This window comes from Streptomyces sp. NPDC012508, assembly GCF_042902595.1.
GTDB lineage: Bacteria > Actinomycetota > Actinomycetes > Streptomycetales > Streptomycetaceae > Streptomyces.
The window spans coordinates 1-17406 of the sequence record NZ_JBIBEO010000008.1 but is presented as its reverse complement, the minus strand read 5'-3'; the positions used below and the strand labels follow the sequence as shown (position 1 = coordinate 17406).

The window sequence follows — 17406 nt, the reverse complement described above, 5'->3', positions numbered from 1 at the left end:
GTTCCCCCGAAGAGATGAATCCCGCCATGATCCCTTCGGGTGACGGCCCCGGATTCCCCGGCCGCCTGAGCCACGCGAGTGACCCGCAGCCCACCCGGCCCGGGCGCCGGGCGGGCGAGCGCCCGCGCCCCACGCCCTCGGCCCTCCCGGCTCTCGCGGGCCCGCGGCCTTCCCGGCCCTCGCGGGCTCACGCGGGCCTCGCGCCCGCGCCTGCCCACGGGGACCTCACGGGCCTCGCGAGCCCACGGGCCTCGCGAGCCCACGGACCTCGCGGGCCCACGGCCTGACGGGCCTCGCGGCCCTCGCGGGCCCACGCGCCTCACGGCCCACTTGCCCTCACGGGCCCATGGGCCCGTGCGTCCCGGCCCCGGGTGCCGCGGCCCCCCTGCGCCCGGGCGCCAAGGCCCCGGACCCCGTGCGCCCCGGGCCCCGACATGCCCCGGGTCCGCCCGCCCGGACCCGACTCGCGCGCCCCCGCGCACCCGCCTCGGGTCCGCGCGTCCGGCCCCTTGCGCCCCGAGGGGTCAGCTCATGCGCAGTGCCAGGAAGAAGTCGAGCTTGTCCTCCAGACGCGACAGGTCGCGGCCCGTCAGTTGCTCGATCCGGCCCACCCGGTAGCGCAGGGTGTTCACATGCAGGTGAAGCCGGGTCGCGCAGCGGGTCCAGGAGCCGTCGCAGTCGAGGAACGCCTCCAGCGTGGGGATGAGCTCGGCGCGGTGGCGGCGGTCGTAGTCGCGCAGCGGGTCGAGCAGGCGCGCCGTGAAGGCGCGGCGGACGTCGTCCGGGACGAACGGCAGCAGCAGCACGTGCGAGGCGAGCTCGTGGTGGCCCGCGGCGCAGACGCGGCCCGGGCGGGCGGCGGCGACACGACGGGCGTGCCGGGCCTCCTCCAGGGCGCCGCGCAGGCCCTCCGCCGAGTGGACGGCGGCGCTGACGCCGAGCGTGAGCCGGCCGTCGTCGGCGAGACCGGACGACAGGGGGTCCCGTACGGTCGCCAGCAGCGCGTCGGCGTGCAGCCCGATGCCGGCGGTGCCCTCGTCCTCGCTGTCGGGGAGCGGGCCCGCGGGCAGCGGCACCAGCGCGATGGCCTCGTCCCCGTGGTGGGCGACCGCGATCCGGTCGGTGGACTCGGGGCCCACGGTCGACGGGTCGACGAGGATCTCCTCAAGGAGCGCCTGGGCGACCGGACCGGTCTCCACCGGGCTCTGCCCGCCCTCCGCGTCCCACTCGACGCGGGCGACGACGACCTGCCAGTGCGGGGCGGTCCCGAGGCCCGGCAGCAGCACCGGGGCGGCGACCCGCAGACGCGCGGCGATCTCGGCGGGGGCGGCGCCCGTCTGGACCAGCTCCAGGACCTCCTGCGCGAGCCGGCGCCGTACCGTACGGGCCGCGTCCCGCCGGTCACGCTCGACGGCGATCAGCTGCGTGACGCCCTGGAGCAGGTCGAGGCGGGCCGCCGGCCAGTCGCCCGCGTCGGCCTCGACGGCCAGCAGCCAGTCGGACAGCACGGTCTCCCGTACGTCACGCACCGCGGGCGCCGCGCCGCGCCCGGTGTTGCGGATAGGGAAGAGGGAGTACGTGGTTCCGGCGGCGCTGAGCCGGTGCGGGCCGCGCCGTCCGGTCCTCGTCGCCGCCAGGTGCTCGCCGGCCAGGGTCGCGGCGAGCGAGGGCTCCAGGGGCTCGCCCGCGCCGGCGATCTGGCGGCCGGTGGGGGAGAGCACCCAGGCCCGGAGGTCCAGGTCGGAGCCGAGGAGGTCCAGAACGACCTCGGGCCCGCCGCCCGCCGGACCGGAGGTCATCAGCCGACGGTGGCGGTCGACGACCGCAGCCAGGTCGCCCGCCCGTTCACCGGACACCTGTCGAACAACATGTTCGGTGATCGTCGCAAACGCAACGGTCTCGTTGACTGCGAACAGCGGCAGCCGATGGCGAGAACACGCCTGTACGAGATCGTCGGGGATGTCCCCGAGCTCCGCCTCGCCGGCCGCGAGCGCGGCCACCCCGGCGGAGGCCAGGATCCGGACGAACGGTTCGGCGTCCTCGGGGTCCCGGAGCCAGGCGAGGCCGGTGAGGACCAGCTCGCCGCCGGACAGATACCGGCTGGGGTCCTTGAGGTCCGTCGTCATCACGCCACGGACGGTGCGGTCCAGCTCGTCCTCACCACCGAGCAGGCGCAGCCCCAGCGCGTCGGTTTCCAGCAGTGCGCGCAGCCGCATCTCGTTGCCGCCGTTCCTTCTCGTCCGTCACTCGTCTGTCACTTTCGCGGGTACTCGCCCGTTGCGCTCCCCCGGAGCCGACGGCACGTCCGACCGGTCCGAAGACTGTCGCGTTGTCGTCGGTGGCCAGGTGCCGCTGTTTCCAGGGGGAAACGGCGAGGTTGCCGAGTACCGCCGTTCGTTCGAATCTACAAGACGAACAAGGTCACCAGCCAACTCCTTCATGTTTTCGGTGACTGCACCCCGGCGGGCAGGCCTTGTGTACTAGGCCACACATCGCGTTAACAGCACGTGAACATGAATTCGAAGTCGAGGGCCGGCCGTCCCCCCGGGCCCGTCAGACCGACCGACCCCCGATCACTAGAAGCACTAGAAGAGAGCCACCATGGACTTCCTTCGCCCCGCCAGCTGGGAGGAGGCGCTCGCCGCCAAGGCCGAGCACCCCACGGCCGTGCCCATCGCAGGTGGTACCGACATCATGGTCGAGATCAACTTCGACCACCGGCGTCCCGAGTACCTCCTGGACCTGAACCGAATCGAGCTGCTGCGCGAGTGGGAGGTCGGCGAGGAGGACGTCCGCCTCGGCGCTTCCGTTCCGTACACCCAGATCATGGAGAACCTGCGGGCCGAGCTGCCGGGCCTCGCGCTCGCCTCGCACACCGTGGCCTCCCCGCAGATCCGCAACCGCGGCGGCGTCGGCGGCAACCTGGGAACCGCGTCCCCCGCCGGTGACGCGCACCCCGCGCTGCTCGCGGCGGGTGCCGAGGTCGAGGTCGAGTCGGTGCGTGGCAACCGGTTCATCCCGATCGACGAGTTCTACACGGGCGTGAAGCGCAACGCGCTGCAGCCCGACGAGCTCATCAAGACCGTCCACATCAAGAAGGCGGACGGCCCGCAGCAGTACTCCAAGGTCGGCACGCGCAACGCGATGGTCATCGCGGTCTGCGCCTTCGGCCTGGCGCTCCACCCGGAGACCCGCACGGTCCGCACCGGCATCGGTTCGGCCGCGCCGACCCCGATCCGCGCCAAGGAGGCCGAGGCCTTCCTGAACGCGGCTCTGGAGGAGGGCGGCTTCTGGGAGAGCGGCAAGATCATCACGCCGTCGATCGCCAAGCAGTTCGCGGAGCTCTGCTCGGGCGCCGCCAACCCGATCGACGACGTCCGTGGCACCGCCAAGTACCGCCGCCACGCCGTAGGCATCATGGCCCGCCGCCAGCTCGGCTGGACCTGGGAGCAGTACCGCGGCACCGGCCGCACGCTTGAGGGAGCTGCATAACCATGCGCGTCAATTTCACGGTCAACGGTCGTCCGCAGGAAGCCGACGACGTCTGGGAGGGCGAGTCCCTCCTCTACGTTCTGCGTGAGCGGATGGGCCTGCCCGGCTCCAAGAACGCGTGCGAGCAGGGCGAGTGCGGCTCGTGCACCGTCCGTCTCGACGGCGTGCCGGTCTGCTCCTGTCTGGTCGCCGCCGGTCAGGCCGAGGGCCGCGAGGTCGTCACGGTCGAGGGTCTGGCGGACTACGCACAGCACCGCGAGGACGCCCACCCGGGCGGCGCCTGTGGCGCCGGCGGCTGCGGCACCAGCCTGGACGCCGCCCAGCGGTGGCAGGCCAAGCCGGGCGACTCGCAGACCGGCGAGGGCGTCGAACTGTCCCCGATCCAGCAGGCGTTCATCGACGCCGGTGCCGTGCAGTGCGGTTTCTGCACCCCCGGTCTGCTGGTCGCGGCCGACGAGATGCTGGAGCGCAACCCGTCCCCGACGGACGCGGACATCCGCGAGGCGCTCTCCGGCAACCTCTGCCGCTGCACGGGTTACGAGAAGATCCTCGACGCGGTCCGCCTCGCGGCCGCTCGCCAGGAGCGTCAGGGAGAGGCGGTCTGACGATGGCTCAGAACACACGCACCGTTCCGGTGGGTACGCCCACCGAGGTCACACAGAACCACGTCAAGGGCGGCATCGGGGAGTCCACCCTCCGCCCGGACGGCACCCTCAAGGTCACCGGTGAGTTCGCGTACTCCTCGGACATGTGGCACGAGGACATGCTGTGGGGCCAGATCCTGCGCTCCACGGTCGCGCACGCCGAGATCCTGTCCATCGACACCTCCGAGGCCCTCACGATGGACGGCGTCTACGCCGTCCTGACGCACGAGGACCTGCCGGCCGCGAAGAACTACGGCATGGAGTTCCAGGACACCCCGGTCCTCGCCTACGGCAAGGTCCGTCACCACGGTGAGCCGGTCGCCCTCGTGGCCGCCGACCACCCGGAGACCGCCCGCCGCGCCGCCGCGAAGATCAAGATCGAGTACCGGGAGCTCCCGGTCATCACGGACGAGGCCTCGGCCCTCGCTCCGGACGCGATCCTGGTCCACGAGAACCGCGACGACCACCACTCCGGTCATGTCCCGCACCCCAACATCGTGCACCGCCAGCCGATCATCCGCGGCAACGCCGACGAGGCCGCCAAGCGGGCCGACGTCATCGTCACGGGCGAGTACACCTTCGGCATGCAGGACCAGGCGTTCCTCGGCCCCGAGTCCGGCCTCGCCGTGCCCGCCGAGGACGGCGGCGTCGACCTGTACGTGGCCACCCAGTGGCTGCACTCGGACCTCAAGCAGATCGCCCCCTGCCTCGGCCTGCCCGAGGACAAGGTCCGCATGACGATGGCCGGCGTCGGCGGCGCGTTCGGCGGCCGCGAGGACATCTCGATGCAGATCCTCGCCTCCGTGCTCGCGCTGCGCACCGGCAAGCCGGTCAAGATGGTCTACAACCGGTACGAGTCCTTCTTCGGGCACGTCCACCGGCACCCGGCGAAGCTCTGGTACGAGCACGGTGCCACCAAGGACGGCAAGCTCACGCACATGAAGTGCAAGATCGTGCTCGACGGCGGGGCGTACGCCTCGTCCACGGCCTCGGTCGTCGGCAACGCCTCCTCCCTCTCGGTCGGCCCGTACGTCGTGGAGGACGTGGAGATCGAGGCGATCGGCCTCTACACCAACAACCCGCCCTGCGGCGCCATGCGCGGCTTCGGCGCGGTCCAGGCCTGCTTCGCCTACGAGGCCCAGATGGACAAGCTCGCGGCGAAGCTGGGCATGGACCCGGTCGAGCTCCGCCAGCTCAACGCCATGGAGCAGGGCACGATCATGCCGACCGGCCAGGTCGTGGACTCCCCGGCCCCCGTCGCCGAGCTGCTTCGCCGGGTCAAGGCCCGCCCGATGCCGCCGGAGCGCCAGTGGGAGACCGCGGGCGAGGGCGCGGACGTCCGCGCGCTGCCGGGCGGTCTCTCCAACACGTCGCACGGTGAGGGCGTGGTGCGGGGCGTCGGCTACGCCGTCGGCATCAAGAACGTCGGCTTCTCCGAGGGATTCGACGACTACTCGACCGCCAAGATCCGTATGGAGGTCATCAACGGTGAGGCCGTCGCCACGGTCCACACCGCGATGGCGGAGGTCGGCCAGGGCGGCGTGACGATCCACGCGCAGATCGCCCGCACCGAGCTCGGCGTCCAGCAGGTCACGATCCACCCCGCCGACACCCAGGTGGGTTCGGCCGGTTCGACCTCCGCGGGCCGCCAGACGTACATGACCGGTGGCGCCATCAAGAACTCCTGCGAGCTCGTCCGCGAGAAGGTCCTGGAGATCGGCCGGCGCAAGTTCGGCTCGTACCACCCCGCGTGGGCCAACGCCGAACTCCTCCTGGAGGGCGGCAAGGTCGTCACCGACGGCGGCGAGGCCCTCGCCTCCATCGCGGACGTCCTCGAGGACCAGGCCGTGGAGATCGAGGAGGAGTGGCGGCACCGTCCCACCCAGGCCTTCGACCTCGTCACCGGCCAGGGCGACGGCCACGTCCAGTACGCCTTCGCCGCGCACCGCGCGGTGGTGGAGGTCGACACCGAGCTCGGCCTGGTCAAGGTCATCGAACTGGCCTGTGCCCAGGACGTCGGCAAGGCGGTCAACCCGCTCTCCGTCGTCGGTCAGATCCAGGGTGGTACCACCCAGGGCCTGGGCGTCGCGGTGATGGAGGAGATCATCGTCGACCCGAAGACCGCGAAGGTGCGCAACCCCTCCTTCACGGACTACCTCATCCCCACCATCCTCGACACGCCGACCATTCCGGTCGACTACCTCGAGCTGGCGGACCCGAACGCCCCGTACGGAGTGCGCGGCATCGGTGAGGCCCCGACCCTCTCGTCGACCCCGGCCGTCCTCGCGGCGATCCGGGCGGCGACGGGCCTGGAGCTCAACAAGACGCCGGTCCGCCCCGAGGCGCTCACCGGCACCCTCTAGAACTCTCCGGGCGGTGCGTTCCTCCCAGGAACGTCACACTTCCCCGCCCGCACCGCCCGGAGCAGCCCCCGGTATCACCGCTCACCGATACCACCAGCAGTACCGAGCACCACCAGCACCACCAGCACCACCAGCAGTGCCGAGCAGCACCAGATTGACCTGATTCATCAAAGTTCGTCTCGGGCCGTCCCCCGGGTCGTGCAGCCCACGCAGCATCCCAAATCCCGCAGCTTGTCTGACCTTCGGAAAGTCTTATGCGGGTGCCCCTTTGAACCTTGGGAGTAGGCCCCATGACCCAGTCGTCAGTGGAGCCCAAGACCGCCTCGGAGGACGCGGGCTCCGGCTCCAACGTCCCCGCCGGCCGTTCTTGGCTCGACCGGTACTTTCACATCTCGGAGAGAGGATCCACCGTCGCGACGGAGATCCGCGGCGGCGTCACCACCTTCATGGCGATGGCGTACATTCTCCTGCTCAACCCCCTGATCCTCGGCGGCAAGGATGTGGACGGCAACGTCCTCAGCCAGCCCGCCCTCATCACGGCGACCGCACTGGCCGCCGCGGCGACGACCCTGCTGATGGGCTTCTGGGGCAAGGTCCCCCTCGCCCTCGCGGCCGGGCTCAGCGTCTCCGGTGTCCTCTCCTCGCAGGTCATCTCCGTCATGACCTGGCCGCAGGCGATGGCCATGTGTGTGGCCTACGGTGCCGTGATCTGCCTCCTGGTGGTCACCGGCCTCCGCGAGATGATCATGAACGCGATCCCGCTGGCGATCAAGCACGCGATCACCATCGGCATCGGCCTCTTCATCGCGCTGATCGGCTTCGTCAAGGCCGGCTTCGTCCACGAGAACCCCTCGCCCGGCGGTGGCCCGGTCGTCCTCGGCCCGGCCGGTGAGCTGGCCGGCTGGCCCGTCCTGATCTTCGCCTTCACCCTGCTGCTGATCTTCGCGCTCCAGGCCCGCAACGTGCCCGGCGCCATCCTGATCGGCATCGTGGCGGGCACGGTCATCGCCGCGATCGTCAACGCCGTCGGCGACCTGCCGGCCAAGGCCTGGTTCTCCGGCCCGCCGGAGCTCAGCGGCAGCGCCGTCTCCACGCCGGACTTCTCGCTCATCGGCGAGGTGTCCTTCAGCGGCTGGGGCGACGTCGGCTACATCACGATCACCATGATCATCTTCACCCTGGTGCTCGCCGGCTTCTTCGACGCCATGGCCACGATCATCGGTGTCGGCTCCGAGGCCAAGCTCGCGGACTCCCAGGGCCGGATGCCCGGCCTCTCCAAGGCCCTGTTCATCGACGGTGCCGGCGGTGTCATCGGCGGCGGCGTCGGCGGCTCCGGCCAGACGGTCTTCGTCGAATCGGCGACCGGCGTCGGCGAGGGTGCCCGTACGGGTCTGTCCTCCGTCGTCACGGGCGCGTTCTTCGCCGCCTGCCTCTTCTTCACCCCGATCACCGCGATCGTGCCGGCCGAGGTCGCCTCCGCCGCCCTGGTCGTCATCGGCGCGATGATGATGCAGAACGCCAAGCACGTCGACTGGAGCGACCGGTCCGTCGCGATCCCGGTGTTCCTCACCGTGGTCCTGATGCCGTTCACGTACACGATCACCACGGGTGTCGCGGCCGGTGTCATCTCCTACGCCGTCATCAAGACGGCGCAGGGCAAGGCGCGCGAAGTCGGCGCCTTCATGTGGGGCCTGACCGCGATCTTCATCGTGTTCTTCGCCATCCATCCGATCGAGAGCTGGCTGGGCGTCAGCTGACGCCCGTAACGTCGCCCTCCACACACGTATCGAGGAGTTCGAGATGCTGGACATCGCCGAAGAGCTGCACCGGTGGGTCGAGCAGGGACGCACGTTCGCCGTCGCCACCGTCGTGGCGGTCGGCGGGAGCGCGCCCCGGCAGCCGGGCGCCGCGCTCGCCGTCGACAGCGACGGCACGGCGATCGGCTCGGTCTCCGGCGGATGTGTGGAGGGCGCGGTCTACGACCTGTGCCGACAGGCCATCGAAGACGGCGAAACCGTCCTCGAGCGCTTCGGATACAGCGACGAGGACGCCTTCGCCGTGGGGCTGACGTGCGGCGGAATCATCGACATCCTCGTCACCCCGGTGCGCGGCGAGGTCTTCTCCGCCGCCCTGGCCGCCGCCGTCTCGGGGGAGGCTGCGGCCCTCGCCCGGATAGTCTCCGGACCCTCCGACCTGATGGGCCGGGCGCTCCTCGTCCGTCCCGACGGATCGTACGAGGGCGGCCTCGGCGGCCACCCCGAGCTGGACCGGACCGCGGCCGGCGAGGCCCTGGCCATGCTGGACGCGGGCCGCACCGGGACCGTCGAGATCGGCGAGGACGGCAGCCGCTGCGGACAGCCGCTCACCCTCCTCGTCGAGTCCTCCGTCCCCGCCCCGCGCATGATCGTCTTCGGTGCCATCGACTTCGCCTCCGCCCTGGTCAGGGTCGGCAAGTTCCTCGGCTACCACGTCACCGTCTGCGACGCCCGGCCCGTCTTCGCGACGCCGGCGCGCTTCCCCGAGGCCGACGAGATCGTCGTCGACTGGCCGCACCGCTACCTGGAGTCGACCGAGGTCGACGGGCGGACCGTCCTCTGCGTGCTCACCCATGACGCCAAGTTCGACGTCCCGCTCCTCGAAGCCGCCCTGAAGCTGCCCGTCGCCTACGTCGGCGCGATGGGCTCCCGCCGCACCCACGAGGACCGCAACAAGCGGCTGCGCGAGGTCGGTGTCACCGAGCTCGAACTCGCCCGCCTGCGCTCCCCGATAGGGCTCGACCTCGGCGCCCGAACCCCGGAGGAGACGGCCGTGTCCATCGCCGCCGAGATCGTCGCCGCCCGCCGCGGCGGCACCGGCGTCTCCCTCACCGGCGCGCACACTCCGATCCACCACGACGGACCGCGCGCCCCCGATGGCCGGATAGGTTCCGTCGCCTGAGCGGAAGTCCACCCGGCGGTTAGGGTCCGGAACATGGACATTCGTGACGTACCCGAAGCGCATCTCGACCGCGCCCTCGAACTCGCGTACCTCGTCTTCCACGAGCGTCACGAGGAGGAGCAGCGCAAGCACCACCGCGACCTGCTGCTCCCCTGCGAGCGGATCGGGGCGTACGACGGCGAGACGCTCGTCGGCTTCGTCGCCGCCCACCGCTTCACGCTCTCCGTGCCCGGCGGCGAACTGCCCTGCCCCGGCCTGACGTTCGTATCCGTCGCCCCGACTCACCGGCGTCGTGGCGTGCTCTCCGCCCTGCTCGCCGAGCTCTTCCGCCGGTCCGCCGAGCGCGCCGTTCCGATCGCCGCGCTCTGGGCCTCCGAGGACGCCATCTACGGCCGCTTCGGCTTCGGCCCCGCCACCCAGGGCGTCACCGTCGAGATCGACTCACGGCGTCCCCTCGCCCTGCGCATCGACCCCGACGAGCGCCCTCTGCGGCTGATCGACCCGGCCGACGCGCCGGACGTCGTCGGGCCCTGCTTCGAGGCCACGCGCGCCGACCGGGCCGGCCGGATCGCGCGGGACGACGAGCGCTGGAGCGGGGAGTGGCTCGCCGACGAGGACGAGGAGGACGACGAGCTCTCCCCGCCCCGGATCGTCGCCCTCGGCGACCCCGTCGCCGGATACGCCGTCTACCGCACCAAGGGCGAGGACGAGGACACCCACACCCCCGGCCTGGTCCGTGTCGACGAGCTGGAGGCCGACACCCCGGCCGTGTCCGCCGCCCTCTGGCGGTACCTCGCCTCGATCGACCTGACCGGCACCGTCCGCGCCTGCGGCCGGCCGCTCGACGACCCGCTGCTGCTCTTCGCCGCGGACCGCGACCAGGTCCGTGTGACCGGCCAGTTCCCCGCGCTGTGGGTGCGGCTGATCGACGTCCGTGCGGCGCTCACGGCCCGAGGCTGGGTCGCCGCCGTCGATCTCGTCCTGGAAGTGCACGACAGCCGCCTTCCGGCCAATTCCGGCCGCTTCCGCCTTTCGTCGGGCCCGGAGGGGGCGCAGTACGAGCCGACGGGCGACCCGGTCGACCTCTCCTTCGGCGTACAGGACCTGGCAGCCTGCTACCTCGGCGGTACGAAGGTCGTGGACCTGGTCGCCGCGGGCCTGGTCGAGGAGCACACACCGGGCGCGGCGGCCACGTTCGACACCGCGCTGCGCACACCCCGACTGCCGCACACCGACGACGAGTTCTAGGCCGGGCCCCGTACGCCGGGGTCGGTCCGCCGGGAAGTCGGAGGGCCGGTATCGGTTCGCCGGGGGCCGGGAGGCCGGGGTCGGTTCACCGGCTTCGGAGCGCCGGAACGTCCCGGGGCACGGCGAGGGGCGCTCTCAGCTCTTGCGGAGGCCGTTCAGAAGCAGCTCGGCCAGCTGTCCGTACGCCTCCGCGTCCGCCAGGCCCGTCGTCGCCGCGACCTGCCGCTGCTGGATGCGGACCATGACCGAGGCGATGACATCGGCCGCGAACCTCACATGGACCTCGCGGAAGACGCCCGCGCGCACGCCCTCCTCGATCAGCTGCTGCACCCGCCCGGCCGCCGCGCGCGTATTGCGCTCGTAGACCTCGGCGGCCGGTTCGAAGGCCGCGACGTCGTCGAAGAACTGAGGGGAGACCGGAGCCAGCTCCGCCGCGACCGCCCGCAGATACGCGGCCAGCCGCTCCGCCGGATCCTGCTCCGCCGCGAGGACCGCCTCGACCCGGGTGGTCGCGCGCCGGAAGAAGTGGACGACGGCCGCCCGGACGAGCTGCTCCTTGCTGCCCGCCAGGCCGTACAGCGTGCGCTTGGAGCAGCGCAGCCGGGCCGCGAGATCGTCCAGGGTCAGCTGGGCGAAACCCTCTCCCACGAGGAGTTCCACCAGCTCCTCGAAGAGGGCGGACCGGCGGGCCGCGCCACGGCCCGTCAGCTTGGGGGCGCCGGCGGCTGGAGTGTCGATCACCCGAACAGTATGCCGGTCGGCCCGTTCCAGGGGTTACGGCAGACCCCTTCTGCGCTACGCTAAGTGGTACTGCCGTACCGCCCGCAGTACCGTTACAACGGATACTGAGTGGCTGAGTGTCAATGGAGTCGCCATGGATGTCGACCGCCTGCTTCCCACCCCCGAGGCAGCGGACCTCATCGCCCTCACCCGGGAGATCGCCGACAAGGAGCTCTCTTCCCGGGTGGACGAGCACGAGGCCGCAGAGACGTATCCCGAGGGTCTGTTCGCCACGCTCGGCCGGGCCGGACTGCTCGGCCTCGCCTACCCCGAGGAGTACGGCGGCGGAGGCCAGCCGTACGAGGTGTACCTCCAGGTCCTCGAGGAGCTGGCGGCACGCTGGGCGGCCGTCGCCGTCGCCACCAGCGTCCACACCCTGGCCTGCCACCCCCTGCACTCCTTCGGCACCCCGGAGCAGAAGGAGCGCTGGCTCCCGGCGATGCTCGCCGGCGAGACCATCGGCGGCTACAGCCTCTCCGAGCCCCAGGCGGGCTCCGACGCGGCCGCCCTGGCCTGCAAGGCCGAGCGCGTGGACGAAGGCCCGGACGGCGCCGCGTACCGCGTCACCGGCACCAAGGCGTGGATCACCCACGGCGGCAAGGCCGGCTTCTACGCCCTCTTCGCCCGTACGGCCCCCGGCAGCCACGGCATCTCCTGCTTCCTGGCCCCCGGCGAGACCGAGGGCCTCTCCTTCGGCAAGCCCGAGCGGAAGATGGGCCTCCAGGCCGTCCCCACCACCTCTGCCCACTGGGACGGCGCGCTGCTCGACGCCGACCGGCTCATCGGCGACGAGGGCCAGGGCCTCCAGATCGCGTTCAGCGCGCTCGACTCCGGCCGCCTCGGCATCGCCGCCTGCGCCACGGGCCTCGCACAGGCCGCGCTCGACGCCGCCGTCGCGTACGCCAACGAGCGCACCACCTTCGGCCGGAAGATCGTCGACCACCAGGGGCTCGGCTTCCTCCTGGCCGACATGGCCGCCGCCGTCGACTCCGCCCGCGCCACCTACCTCGACGCGGCCCGCCGGCGCGACCTCGGCCGCCCGTTCAGCCGGCAGGCCAGCGTGGCCAAGCTGACCGCGACCGACGCGGCCATGAAGGTGACCACGGACGCCGTCCAGGTCCTCGGCGGGTACGGCTACACCCGCGACTTCCCGGTCGAGCGCTACATGCGCGAGGCCAAGATCATGCAGATCTTCGAGGGCACCAACCAGATCCAGCGGCTGGTCATCAGCCGCGGGCTCGTCCTCTGACGCCCTCCTTGGCCCACGCCCGCTCCCTCCCGCTGATTTCCCGCTGACGTTTCGAGGAGTTCCATGGACACCGCCGGCTCCGCCGCGCTCGTCACCGGCGCCGCATCCGGTCTCGGCGCCGCCACCGCCGCCGCACTCGCCGCCCGTGGCGCCACCGTCTACGGCCTGGACCTGGACAAGGCCGTCGCCGCGGCCGGGCCCCTGCCCGAGGGCGTCATCCTGCTCGCCGCCGACGTCACCGAGGAGGTGCCGGTCCGCGAGGCGCTCGCCCGGATCGAGGCCGACGGCGTGGAGCTGCGGCTCGCCGTCAACTGCGCGGGCATCGCCCCCTCCGCCCGCGTCCTGGGCCGCAAGGGTCCGCACGACCTCGACCTGTTCCGTACCGTCCTGAACGTCAACCTGCTGGGGACGTTCAACGTGATGCGGCTGGCCGCCGAGGTCATCGCCCGTCAGGAGCCGGACGAGCACGGTCAGCGCGGCCTCGTCGTCAACACCGCGTCGATCGCGGCCTTCGAGGGGCAGGTCGGACAGATCGCGTACGCCGCCTCCAAGGCGGGTGTCGCCGGTATGACCGTCACCGCCGCCCGTGACCTCGCGCAGTTCGGCATCCGGGTCGTCACCATCGCCCCCGGCATCGTCGACACCCCGATGATGGCCGGATTCAGCGAGGAGATCCGCGCCGGGCTCGGCGCGAGCGTCACCTTCCCGCAGCGCCTGGCCCGCCCGGACGAGTACGCCAGGCTCGTCACGATGGTCACCGAGCACGACTACCTGAACGGGGAGACGATCCGGATGGACGGCGCCCTCCGGATGGCGGCCCGCTGACACTCCCGTCCAGAGAGCACTTGGTGCCGGTGAAAGCTGGCACCAAGTGCCGCGTTCCCTCCGCCGGATGTTAGGTTCTGGCCATGGGAACAGCCTCGACGAACTCCGCGAAGCCCGCGATGCGGGACTCCCTCATCGCCGCGGCCTTCCAGCTCTTCCTGGAGCGGGGGTACGAGCAGACCACCGTCGACGACATCGTCGCCCTCGCCGGGGTCGGCCGCCGGTCGTTCTTCCGGTACTTCCCGTCGAAGGAGGACGTGGTCTTCCCCGACCACGAGCAGAGCCTCGCCGACATGACCGCGTTCCTCGCCGCGAGCGGGGACGCCGACGACCCGCTGACTCGGGTCTGCGACGCCACCCGCCTCGTCATGCGGATGTACGCCGAGAACCCCACCTTCTCCGTCCAGCGCTACCGCCTCACCCGTGAGGTGACGGGCCTGCGGACGTACGAACTGTCGGTCGTCTGGCGGTACGAGAAGACCCTCGGCGACTATCTGCGGACCCGCTACGCCGACCGGCGCGACGGCACCCTGCGGGCCAACGTGGTCGCCGCCGCCGTGGTCGCCGCGCACAACCACACGCTCCGGCACTGGCTGCGCTCGGGCGGCGAGGGCGATCCGCTGGCCGAGGTGGACCGGGCCCTGGAGTTCGTCCGCGACACGTGGAGCGAGGGGAGCGAGGGGGGCGGTGCCGGCCACGGCGAGGAGGCCGAGGACATCGTCGTGGTGATCACCAAGCGGTCGACGCCGATGTGGCGTGTGGTGCGCGAGGTCGAATCGAGCCTCGGCGAGAGCTGAGAGACGGCTGAGGGATCTCAGTATCTTCAATTGAGGGAACTCAGGTCTTTATTTGATGGCACTCAGTGCCATATCTTTGCTCCATGCACGGTCGAGCCGCCGAGTGCAAGGAGAACGCATCGTGTTCCACACCGGGTCCGTAGCACTGAGGAACGGGAGCACCGCCGTCCGGGCCGAGGAATCGGCCGACGGCGCCGAGCTCTACTACCAGCTCTGCCGCTGGTGCCACACCACGACCTTCCAGCGCCTGCTCTGTCCGACCTGCGGGTCGACCGACCTGGCCCCCGAACGCAGCGAGGGCGAGGGCGTGATCTCCGTGCGCCGCGGGGTCGCCGCGGCCGACAACGACCTCTGGCCGGTGCACATGGCCGAGGGCTTCGTCGTACGGTGCCGCGTCGACGGGCCCCCGCACGCGGTACGCCCCGGCGTCCGCGTCAGACTCTCCGCCCGCCCGGCCGCGGCAGGGCAGCCGGTCGTCCGGCTCTGCGAAGAGGTCCCCCTCGACGGCTGGATCTGATCAGAACACGATGAAGCGGCCCGGTGGCACAGAGTGCCACCGGGCCGCTTCCGTTTGCTGAAGGACCGGCCCTACCGTGCGCCGATCTCGCCCGTCAGCTGCGGCAGGACCTCGAAGAGGTCACCGACCACGCCGTAGTCCACCAGGTCGAAGATCGGAGCCTCCGCGTCCTTGTTGACGGCCACGATCGTCTTCGAGGTCTGCATGCCCGCGCGGTGCTGGATCGCGCCGGAGATGCCCGCCGCGATGTACAGCTGCGGCGAGACCTGCTTGCCGGTCTGGCCGACCTGGTTGGAGTGCGGGTACCAGCCGGCGTCGACGGCGGCACGCGAGGCGCCGACAGCCGCACCGAGCGAGTCCGCGAGCTTTTCGACGACCTCGAAGCCCTCGGCCGCGCCGACGCCACGGCCGCCGGAGACCACGATCGCGGACTCGGTCAGCTCGGGGCGGCCGGTGGAGACGCGCGGGGTGCGCGAGACCACCGTGGCGGCGTTGCCGGTGAAGGCGACGGTGACGTTCTCGACCGTACCGGCGGCCGGGGCGGCCTCCGGGGCGGCGGAGTTCGGCTTGACGGTGATGACCGGCACGCCGTGCGAGACCCGCGACTTCACCTGGTACGAGGCGGCGAAGACGGACTGGGTCGCGACCGGGCCGTCGGCACCGGCCTCAAGCTCCACGGCGTCGGTGATCAGACCCGAGCCGAGACGCAGTGCGACACGAGCCGCGACCTCCTTGCCCTCGCCCGACGACGTCACCAGAACGGCGGCGACGCCCTTGTCCTTCGCGATCTGGGTGAGCGCGTCGACCTTCGGCACGACGAGCTGGTCGGCGAACTCGGCGCCGTCCGCGACGTACACGGTCGCCGCGCCGTACTCACCGGCGGTGGCGGCGATCGACGCGGCGGCCTCGCCGGCGCCGAGCACGACGGCCGTCGGCTCGCCCAGCCGGCGGGCCAGCGTGAGCAGTTCGAGCGCCGGCTTGCGGACCGCACCGTCGGCGTGGTCCACGAGAACCAGGATCTCAGCCATGATTCCTTGCTCCTGAACGTTAGTGACGGTGGGTCAGATGAACTTCTGGGCGGACAGGAACGCGGCGAGCTGCTTGCCGCCGTCGCCCTCGTCGGTGACGATCGTGCCCGCGGTACGGGCCGGGCGCGCGGTGGCCGACTCGACCAGGGTCCAGGACCCGGCGAGGCCGACCTCGTCGGCGTCGATGCCGAGGTCGTCCAGGTCCAGCTCCTCGACCGGCTTCTTCTTGGCGGCCATGATCCCCTTGAAGGAGGGGTAACGCGCCTCGCCCGACTGGTCGGTGACCGAGACGACGGCGGGCAACGGGGCCTCGATCAGCTCCGTGGCGGCGTCGCCGTCCCGGCGGCCCTTCACCACGGTGCCCTCAATCGAGACCTCGGAGAGGAGGGTGACCTGCGGGAGGCTCAGCCGCTCGGCGAGCAGCGCAGGCAGCACACCCATCGTGCCGTCGGTCGACGCCATGCCGCAGATGACCAGGTCGAAACCGGTCTTCTCCAGGGCCTTGGCGAGGATGGCGGAGGTGCCGATCACGTCGGTGCCGTGGATGTCGTCGTCGTTGACATGGACGGCCTTGTCGGCGCCCATCGACAGCGCCTTGCGCAGCGCGTCCTTGGCGTCGTCCGGGCCGACGGTGACGACGGTGACCTCTGCGTCGTCGGACTCCTCCGAGATGCGCAGCGCCTGCTCGACGGCGTACTCGTCGAGCTCCGACAGCAGGCCGTCGACCTCGTCGCGGTCGACCGTCAGGTCGTCGGCGAAACCGCGGTCGCCGGTCGCGTCGGGTACGTACTTCACACAGACAGCGATCCTCAGGGTCACGGCCTGGCTCCTTTCAAGCGATCAAGCGGGCAGGTGACGGGCGATTACGGGAGGTTGCGGGCCATGACGATGCGCTGGACCTGGTTGGTGCCTTCGTAGATCTGGGTGATCTTGGCGTCGCGCATCATGCGCTCGACGGGGTAGTCGCGGGTGTAGCCGTAGCCGCCGAGGAGCTGGACGGCGTCGGTGGTGACCTCCATGGCGACGTCGGAGGCGAAGCACTTGGCCGCGGCGCCGAAGAAGGTGAGGTCGGTGTCGACGCGCTCGGACTTGGCGGCGGCGGCGTAGGTGAGCTGGCGTGCGGCTTCCAGCTTCATGGCCATGTCGGCGAGCATGAACTGCACGCCCTGGAAGTCGGCGATCGGCTTGCCGAACTGCTTGCGTTCCTTGACGTAGCCCTTGGCGTAGTCGAGGGCGCCCTGGGCGATGCCGATGGCCTGGGCGGCGATGGTGATCCGGGTGTGGTCCAGGGTCTTCATCGCGGTGGCGAAGCCGGTGCCCTCGGCGCCGATCATGCGGTCGGCGGGGATGCGGACGTTGTCGAGGTAGACCTCGCGGGTCGGGGAGCCCTTGATGCCGAGCTTCTTCTCCGGGGCGCCGAAGGAGACGCCTTCGTCGCTCTTCTCCACGACGAAGGCGGAGATGCCCTTGGAGCGCTTGTCGGGGTCGGTGACGGCCATCACCGTGTAGTACTCGCTGACGCCGGC

General features: G+C 71.3%; 15 protein-coding genes. 10 read left to right on the top strand and 5 right to left on the bottom strand.

From position 1 onward, the window contains the following. Positions 1 to 524: 524 nt before the first annotated feature. The gene (locus ACFY8U_RS26130) at positions 525 to 2216 is read right to left on the bottom strand and encodes a PucR family transcriptional regulator (protein WP_389574216.1); all 1692 of its coding nucleotides are present in this window, start codon (positions 2214 to 2216) and stop codon (positions 525 to 527) included. A 385-nt stretch (positions 2217 to 2601) separates the two neighbouring features. Here ACFY8U_RS26130 and ACFY8U_RS26125 point away from each other — a divergent pair, with 385 nt between their 5' ends. From ACFY8U_RS26125 to ACFY8U_RS26100, 6 genes are all read left to right on the top strand, one after another. Next, entirely contained in the window at positions 2602 to 3492 is an 891-nt protein-coding gene (locus ACFY8U_RS26125) for an FAD binding domain-containing protein (RefSeq protein ID WP_389574213.1), read from the top strand. Between the two features lie 2 nt (positions 3493 to 3494). Continuing rightward, on the top strand, positions 3495 to 4097 hold the full coding sequence (locus ACFY8U_RS26120) for a (2Fe-2S)-binding protein (protein ID WP_361441262.1): 603 nt from the start codon (positions 3495 to 3497) through the stop codon (positions 4095 to 4097). Between the two features lie 2 nt (positions 4098 to 4099). After that, positions 4100 to 6499, top strand: coding sequence for a xanthine dehydrogenase subunit D (gene pucD, locus ACFY8U_RS26115; RefSeq protein WP_389574210.1), 2400 nt, complete (start codon positions 4100 to 4102; stop codon positions 6497 to 6499). A 290-nt stretch (positions 6500 to 6789) separates the two neighbouring features. Continuing rightward, positions 6790 to 8256, top strand: a complete 1467-nt coding sequence (locus tag ACFY8U_RS26110; RefSeq protein WP_260225838.1) for an NCS2 family permease — start codon at positions 6790 to 6792, stop codon at positions 8254 to 8256. Positions 8257 to 8299: 43 nt separating this feature from the next. After that, a complete protein-coding gene (locus tag ACFY8U_RS26105) occupies positions 8300 to 9436 on the top strand; it encodes an XdhC family protein (RefSeq protein WP_389574207.1) in 1137 nt (378 codons plus the stop codon). A gap of 33 nt (positions 9437 to 9469) precedes the next feature. After that, the gene (locus tag ACFY8U_RS26100; protein ID WP_389574205.1) at positions 9470 to 10684 is read left to right on the top strand and encodes a GNAT family N-acetyltransferase; all 1215 of its coding nucleotides are present in this window, start codon (positions 9470 to 9472) and stop codon (positions 10682 to 10684) included. A gap of 135 nt (positions 10685 to 10819) precedes the next feature. Here the strand turns inward: ACFY8U_RS26100 and ACFY8U_RS26095 are convergent, their stop codons facing one another. Continuing rightward, positions 10820 to 11425 (bottom strand): TetR/AcrR family transcriptional regulator, encoded by a 606-nt coding sequence (locus tag ACFY8U_RS26095; protein WP_361441277.1) that lies wholly within the window; start codon positions 11423 to 11425, stop codon positions 10820 to 10822. A 133-nt stretch (positions 11426 to 11558) separates the two neighbouring features. On the opposite strand from ACFY8U_RS26095, the gene ACFY8U_RS26090 reads away from it, so the two are divergent. From ACFY8U_RS26090 to ACFY8U_RS26075, 4 genes are all read left to right on the top strand, one after another. Beyond that, complete coding sequence (locus ACFY8U_RS26090) at positions 11559 to 12713, top strand: acyl-CoA dehydrogenase family protein (protein WP_389574201.1); 1155 nt, start codon at positions 11559 to 11561, stop codon at positions 12711 to 12713. A gap of 63 nt (positions 12714 to 12776) precedes the next feature. Continuing rightward, positions 12777 to 13538 carry an SDR family NAD(P)-dependent oxidoreductase gene (locus ACFY8U_RS26085; protein ID WP_389574198.1) on the top strand — a complete coding sequence of 254 codons (762 nt, stop codon included), beginning with the start codon at positions 12777 to 12779 and terminating at the stop codon, positions 13536 to 13538. Positions 13539 to 13621: 83 nt separating this feature from the next. Next, complete coding sequence (locus ACFY8U_RS26080; RefSeq protein ID WP_361441286.1) at positions 13622 to 14335, top strand: TetR family transcriptional regulator; 714 nt, start codon at positions 13622 to 13624, stop codon at positions 14333 to 14335. Positions 14336 to 14456: 121 nt separating this feature from the next. Beyond that, a complete protein-coding gene (locus ACFY8U_RS26075; RefSeq protein ID WP_361441289.1) occupies positions 14457 to 14852 on the top strand; it encodes a hypothetical protein in 396 nt (131 codons plus the stop codon). A 71-nt stretch (positions 14853 to 14923) separates the two neighbouring features. On the opposite strand, the gene ACFY8U_RS26070 is transcribed toward ACFY8U_RS26075, so the two are convergent. From ACFY8U_RS26070 to ACFY8U_RS26060, 3 genes are all read right to left on the bottom strand, one after another. Next, the gene (locus ACFY8U_RS26070; RefSeq protein ID WP_389574196.1) at positions 14924 to 15880 is read right to left on the bottom strand and encodes an electron transfer flavoprotein subunit alpha/FixB family protein; all 957 of its coding nucleotides are present in this window, start codon (positions 15878 to 15880) and stop codon (positions 14924 to 14926) included. A gap of 33 nt (positions 15881 to 15913) precedes the next feature. After that, on the bottom strand, positions 15914 to 16699 hold the full coding sequence (locus tag ACFY8U_RS26065) for an electron transfer flavoprotein subunit beta/FixA family protein (protein ID WP_389574194.1): 786 nt from the start codon (positions 16697 to 16699) through the stop codon (positions 15914 to 15916). Between the two features lie 44 nt (positions 16700 to 16743). Then, positions 16744 to 17406 (bottom strand): acyl-CoA dehydrogenase family protein (locus ACFY8U_RS26060; protein WP_389574192.1); only part of this gene is annotated, 663 nt, incomplete at its 5' end.

Excerpts from the sequence above, each read along its gene's own strand:
- ACFY8U_RS26090 (WP_389574201.1), top strand. The coding sequence starts at position 11,559 with ATGGATGTCGACCGCCTGCTTCCCACCCCCGAGGCAGCGGACCTCATC.
- pucD (WP_389574210.1), top strand. The coding sequence starts at position 4,100 with ATGGCTCAGAACACACGCACCGTTCCGGTGGGTACGCCCACCGAGGTC.
- ACFY8U_RS26100 (WP_389574205.1), top strand. The coding sequence starts at position 9,470 with ATGGACATTCGTGACGTACCCGAAGCGCATCTCGACCGCGCCCTCGAA.
- ACFY8U_RS26120 (WP_361441262.1), top strand. The coding sequence starts at position 3,495 with ATGCGCGTCAATTTCACGGTCAACGGTCGTCCGCAGGAAGCCGACGAC.
- ACFY8U_RS26105 (WP_389574207.1), top strand. The coding sequence starts at position 8,300 with ATGCTGGACATCGCCGAAGAGCTGCACCGGTGGGTCGAGCAGGGACGC.
- ACFY8U_RS26070 (WP_389574196.1), bottom strand. The coding sequence starts at position 15,880 with ATGGCTGAGATCCTGGTTCTCGTGGACCACGCCGACGGTGCGGTCCGC.
- ACFY8U_RS26125 (WP_389574213.1), top strand. The coding sequence starts at position 2,602 with ATGGACTTCCTTCGCCCCGCCAGCTGGGAGGAGGCGCTCGCCGCCAAG.
- ACFY8U_RS26080 (WP_361441286.1), top strand. The coding sequence starts at position 13,622 with ATGGGAACAGCCTCGACGAACTCCGCGAAGCCCGCGATGCGGGACTCC.
- ACFY8U_RS26130 (WP_389574216.1), bottom strand. The coding sequence starts at position 2,216 with ATGCGGCTGCGCGCACTGCTGGAAACCGACGCGCTGGGGCTGCGCCTG.
- ACFY8U_RS26110 (WP_260225838.1), top strand. The coding sequence starts at position 6,790 with ATGACCCAGTCGTCAGTGGAGCCCAAGACCGCCTCGGAGGACGCGGGC.
- ACFY8U_RS26085 (WP_389574198.1), top strand. The coding sequence starts at position 12,777 with ATGGACACCGCCGGCTCCGCCGCGCTCGTCACCGGCGCCGCATCCGGT.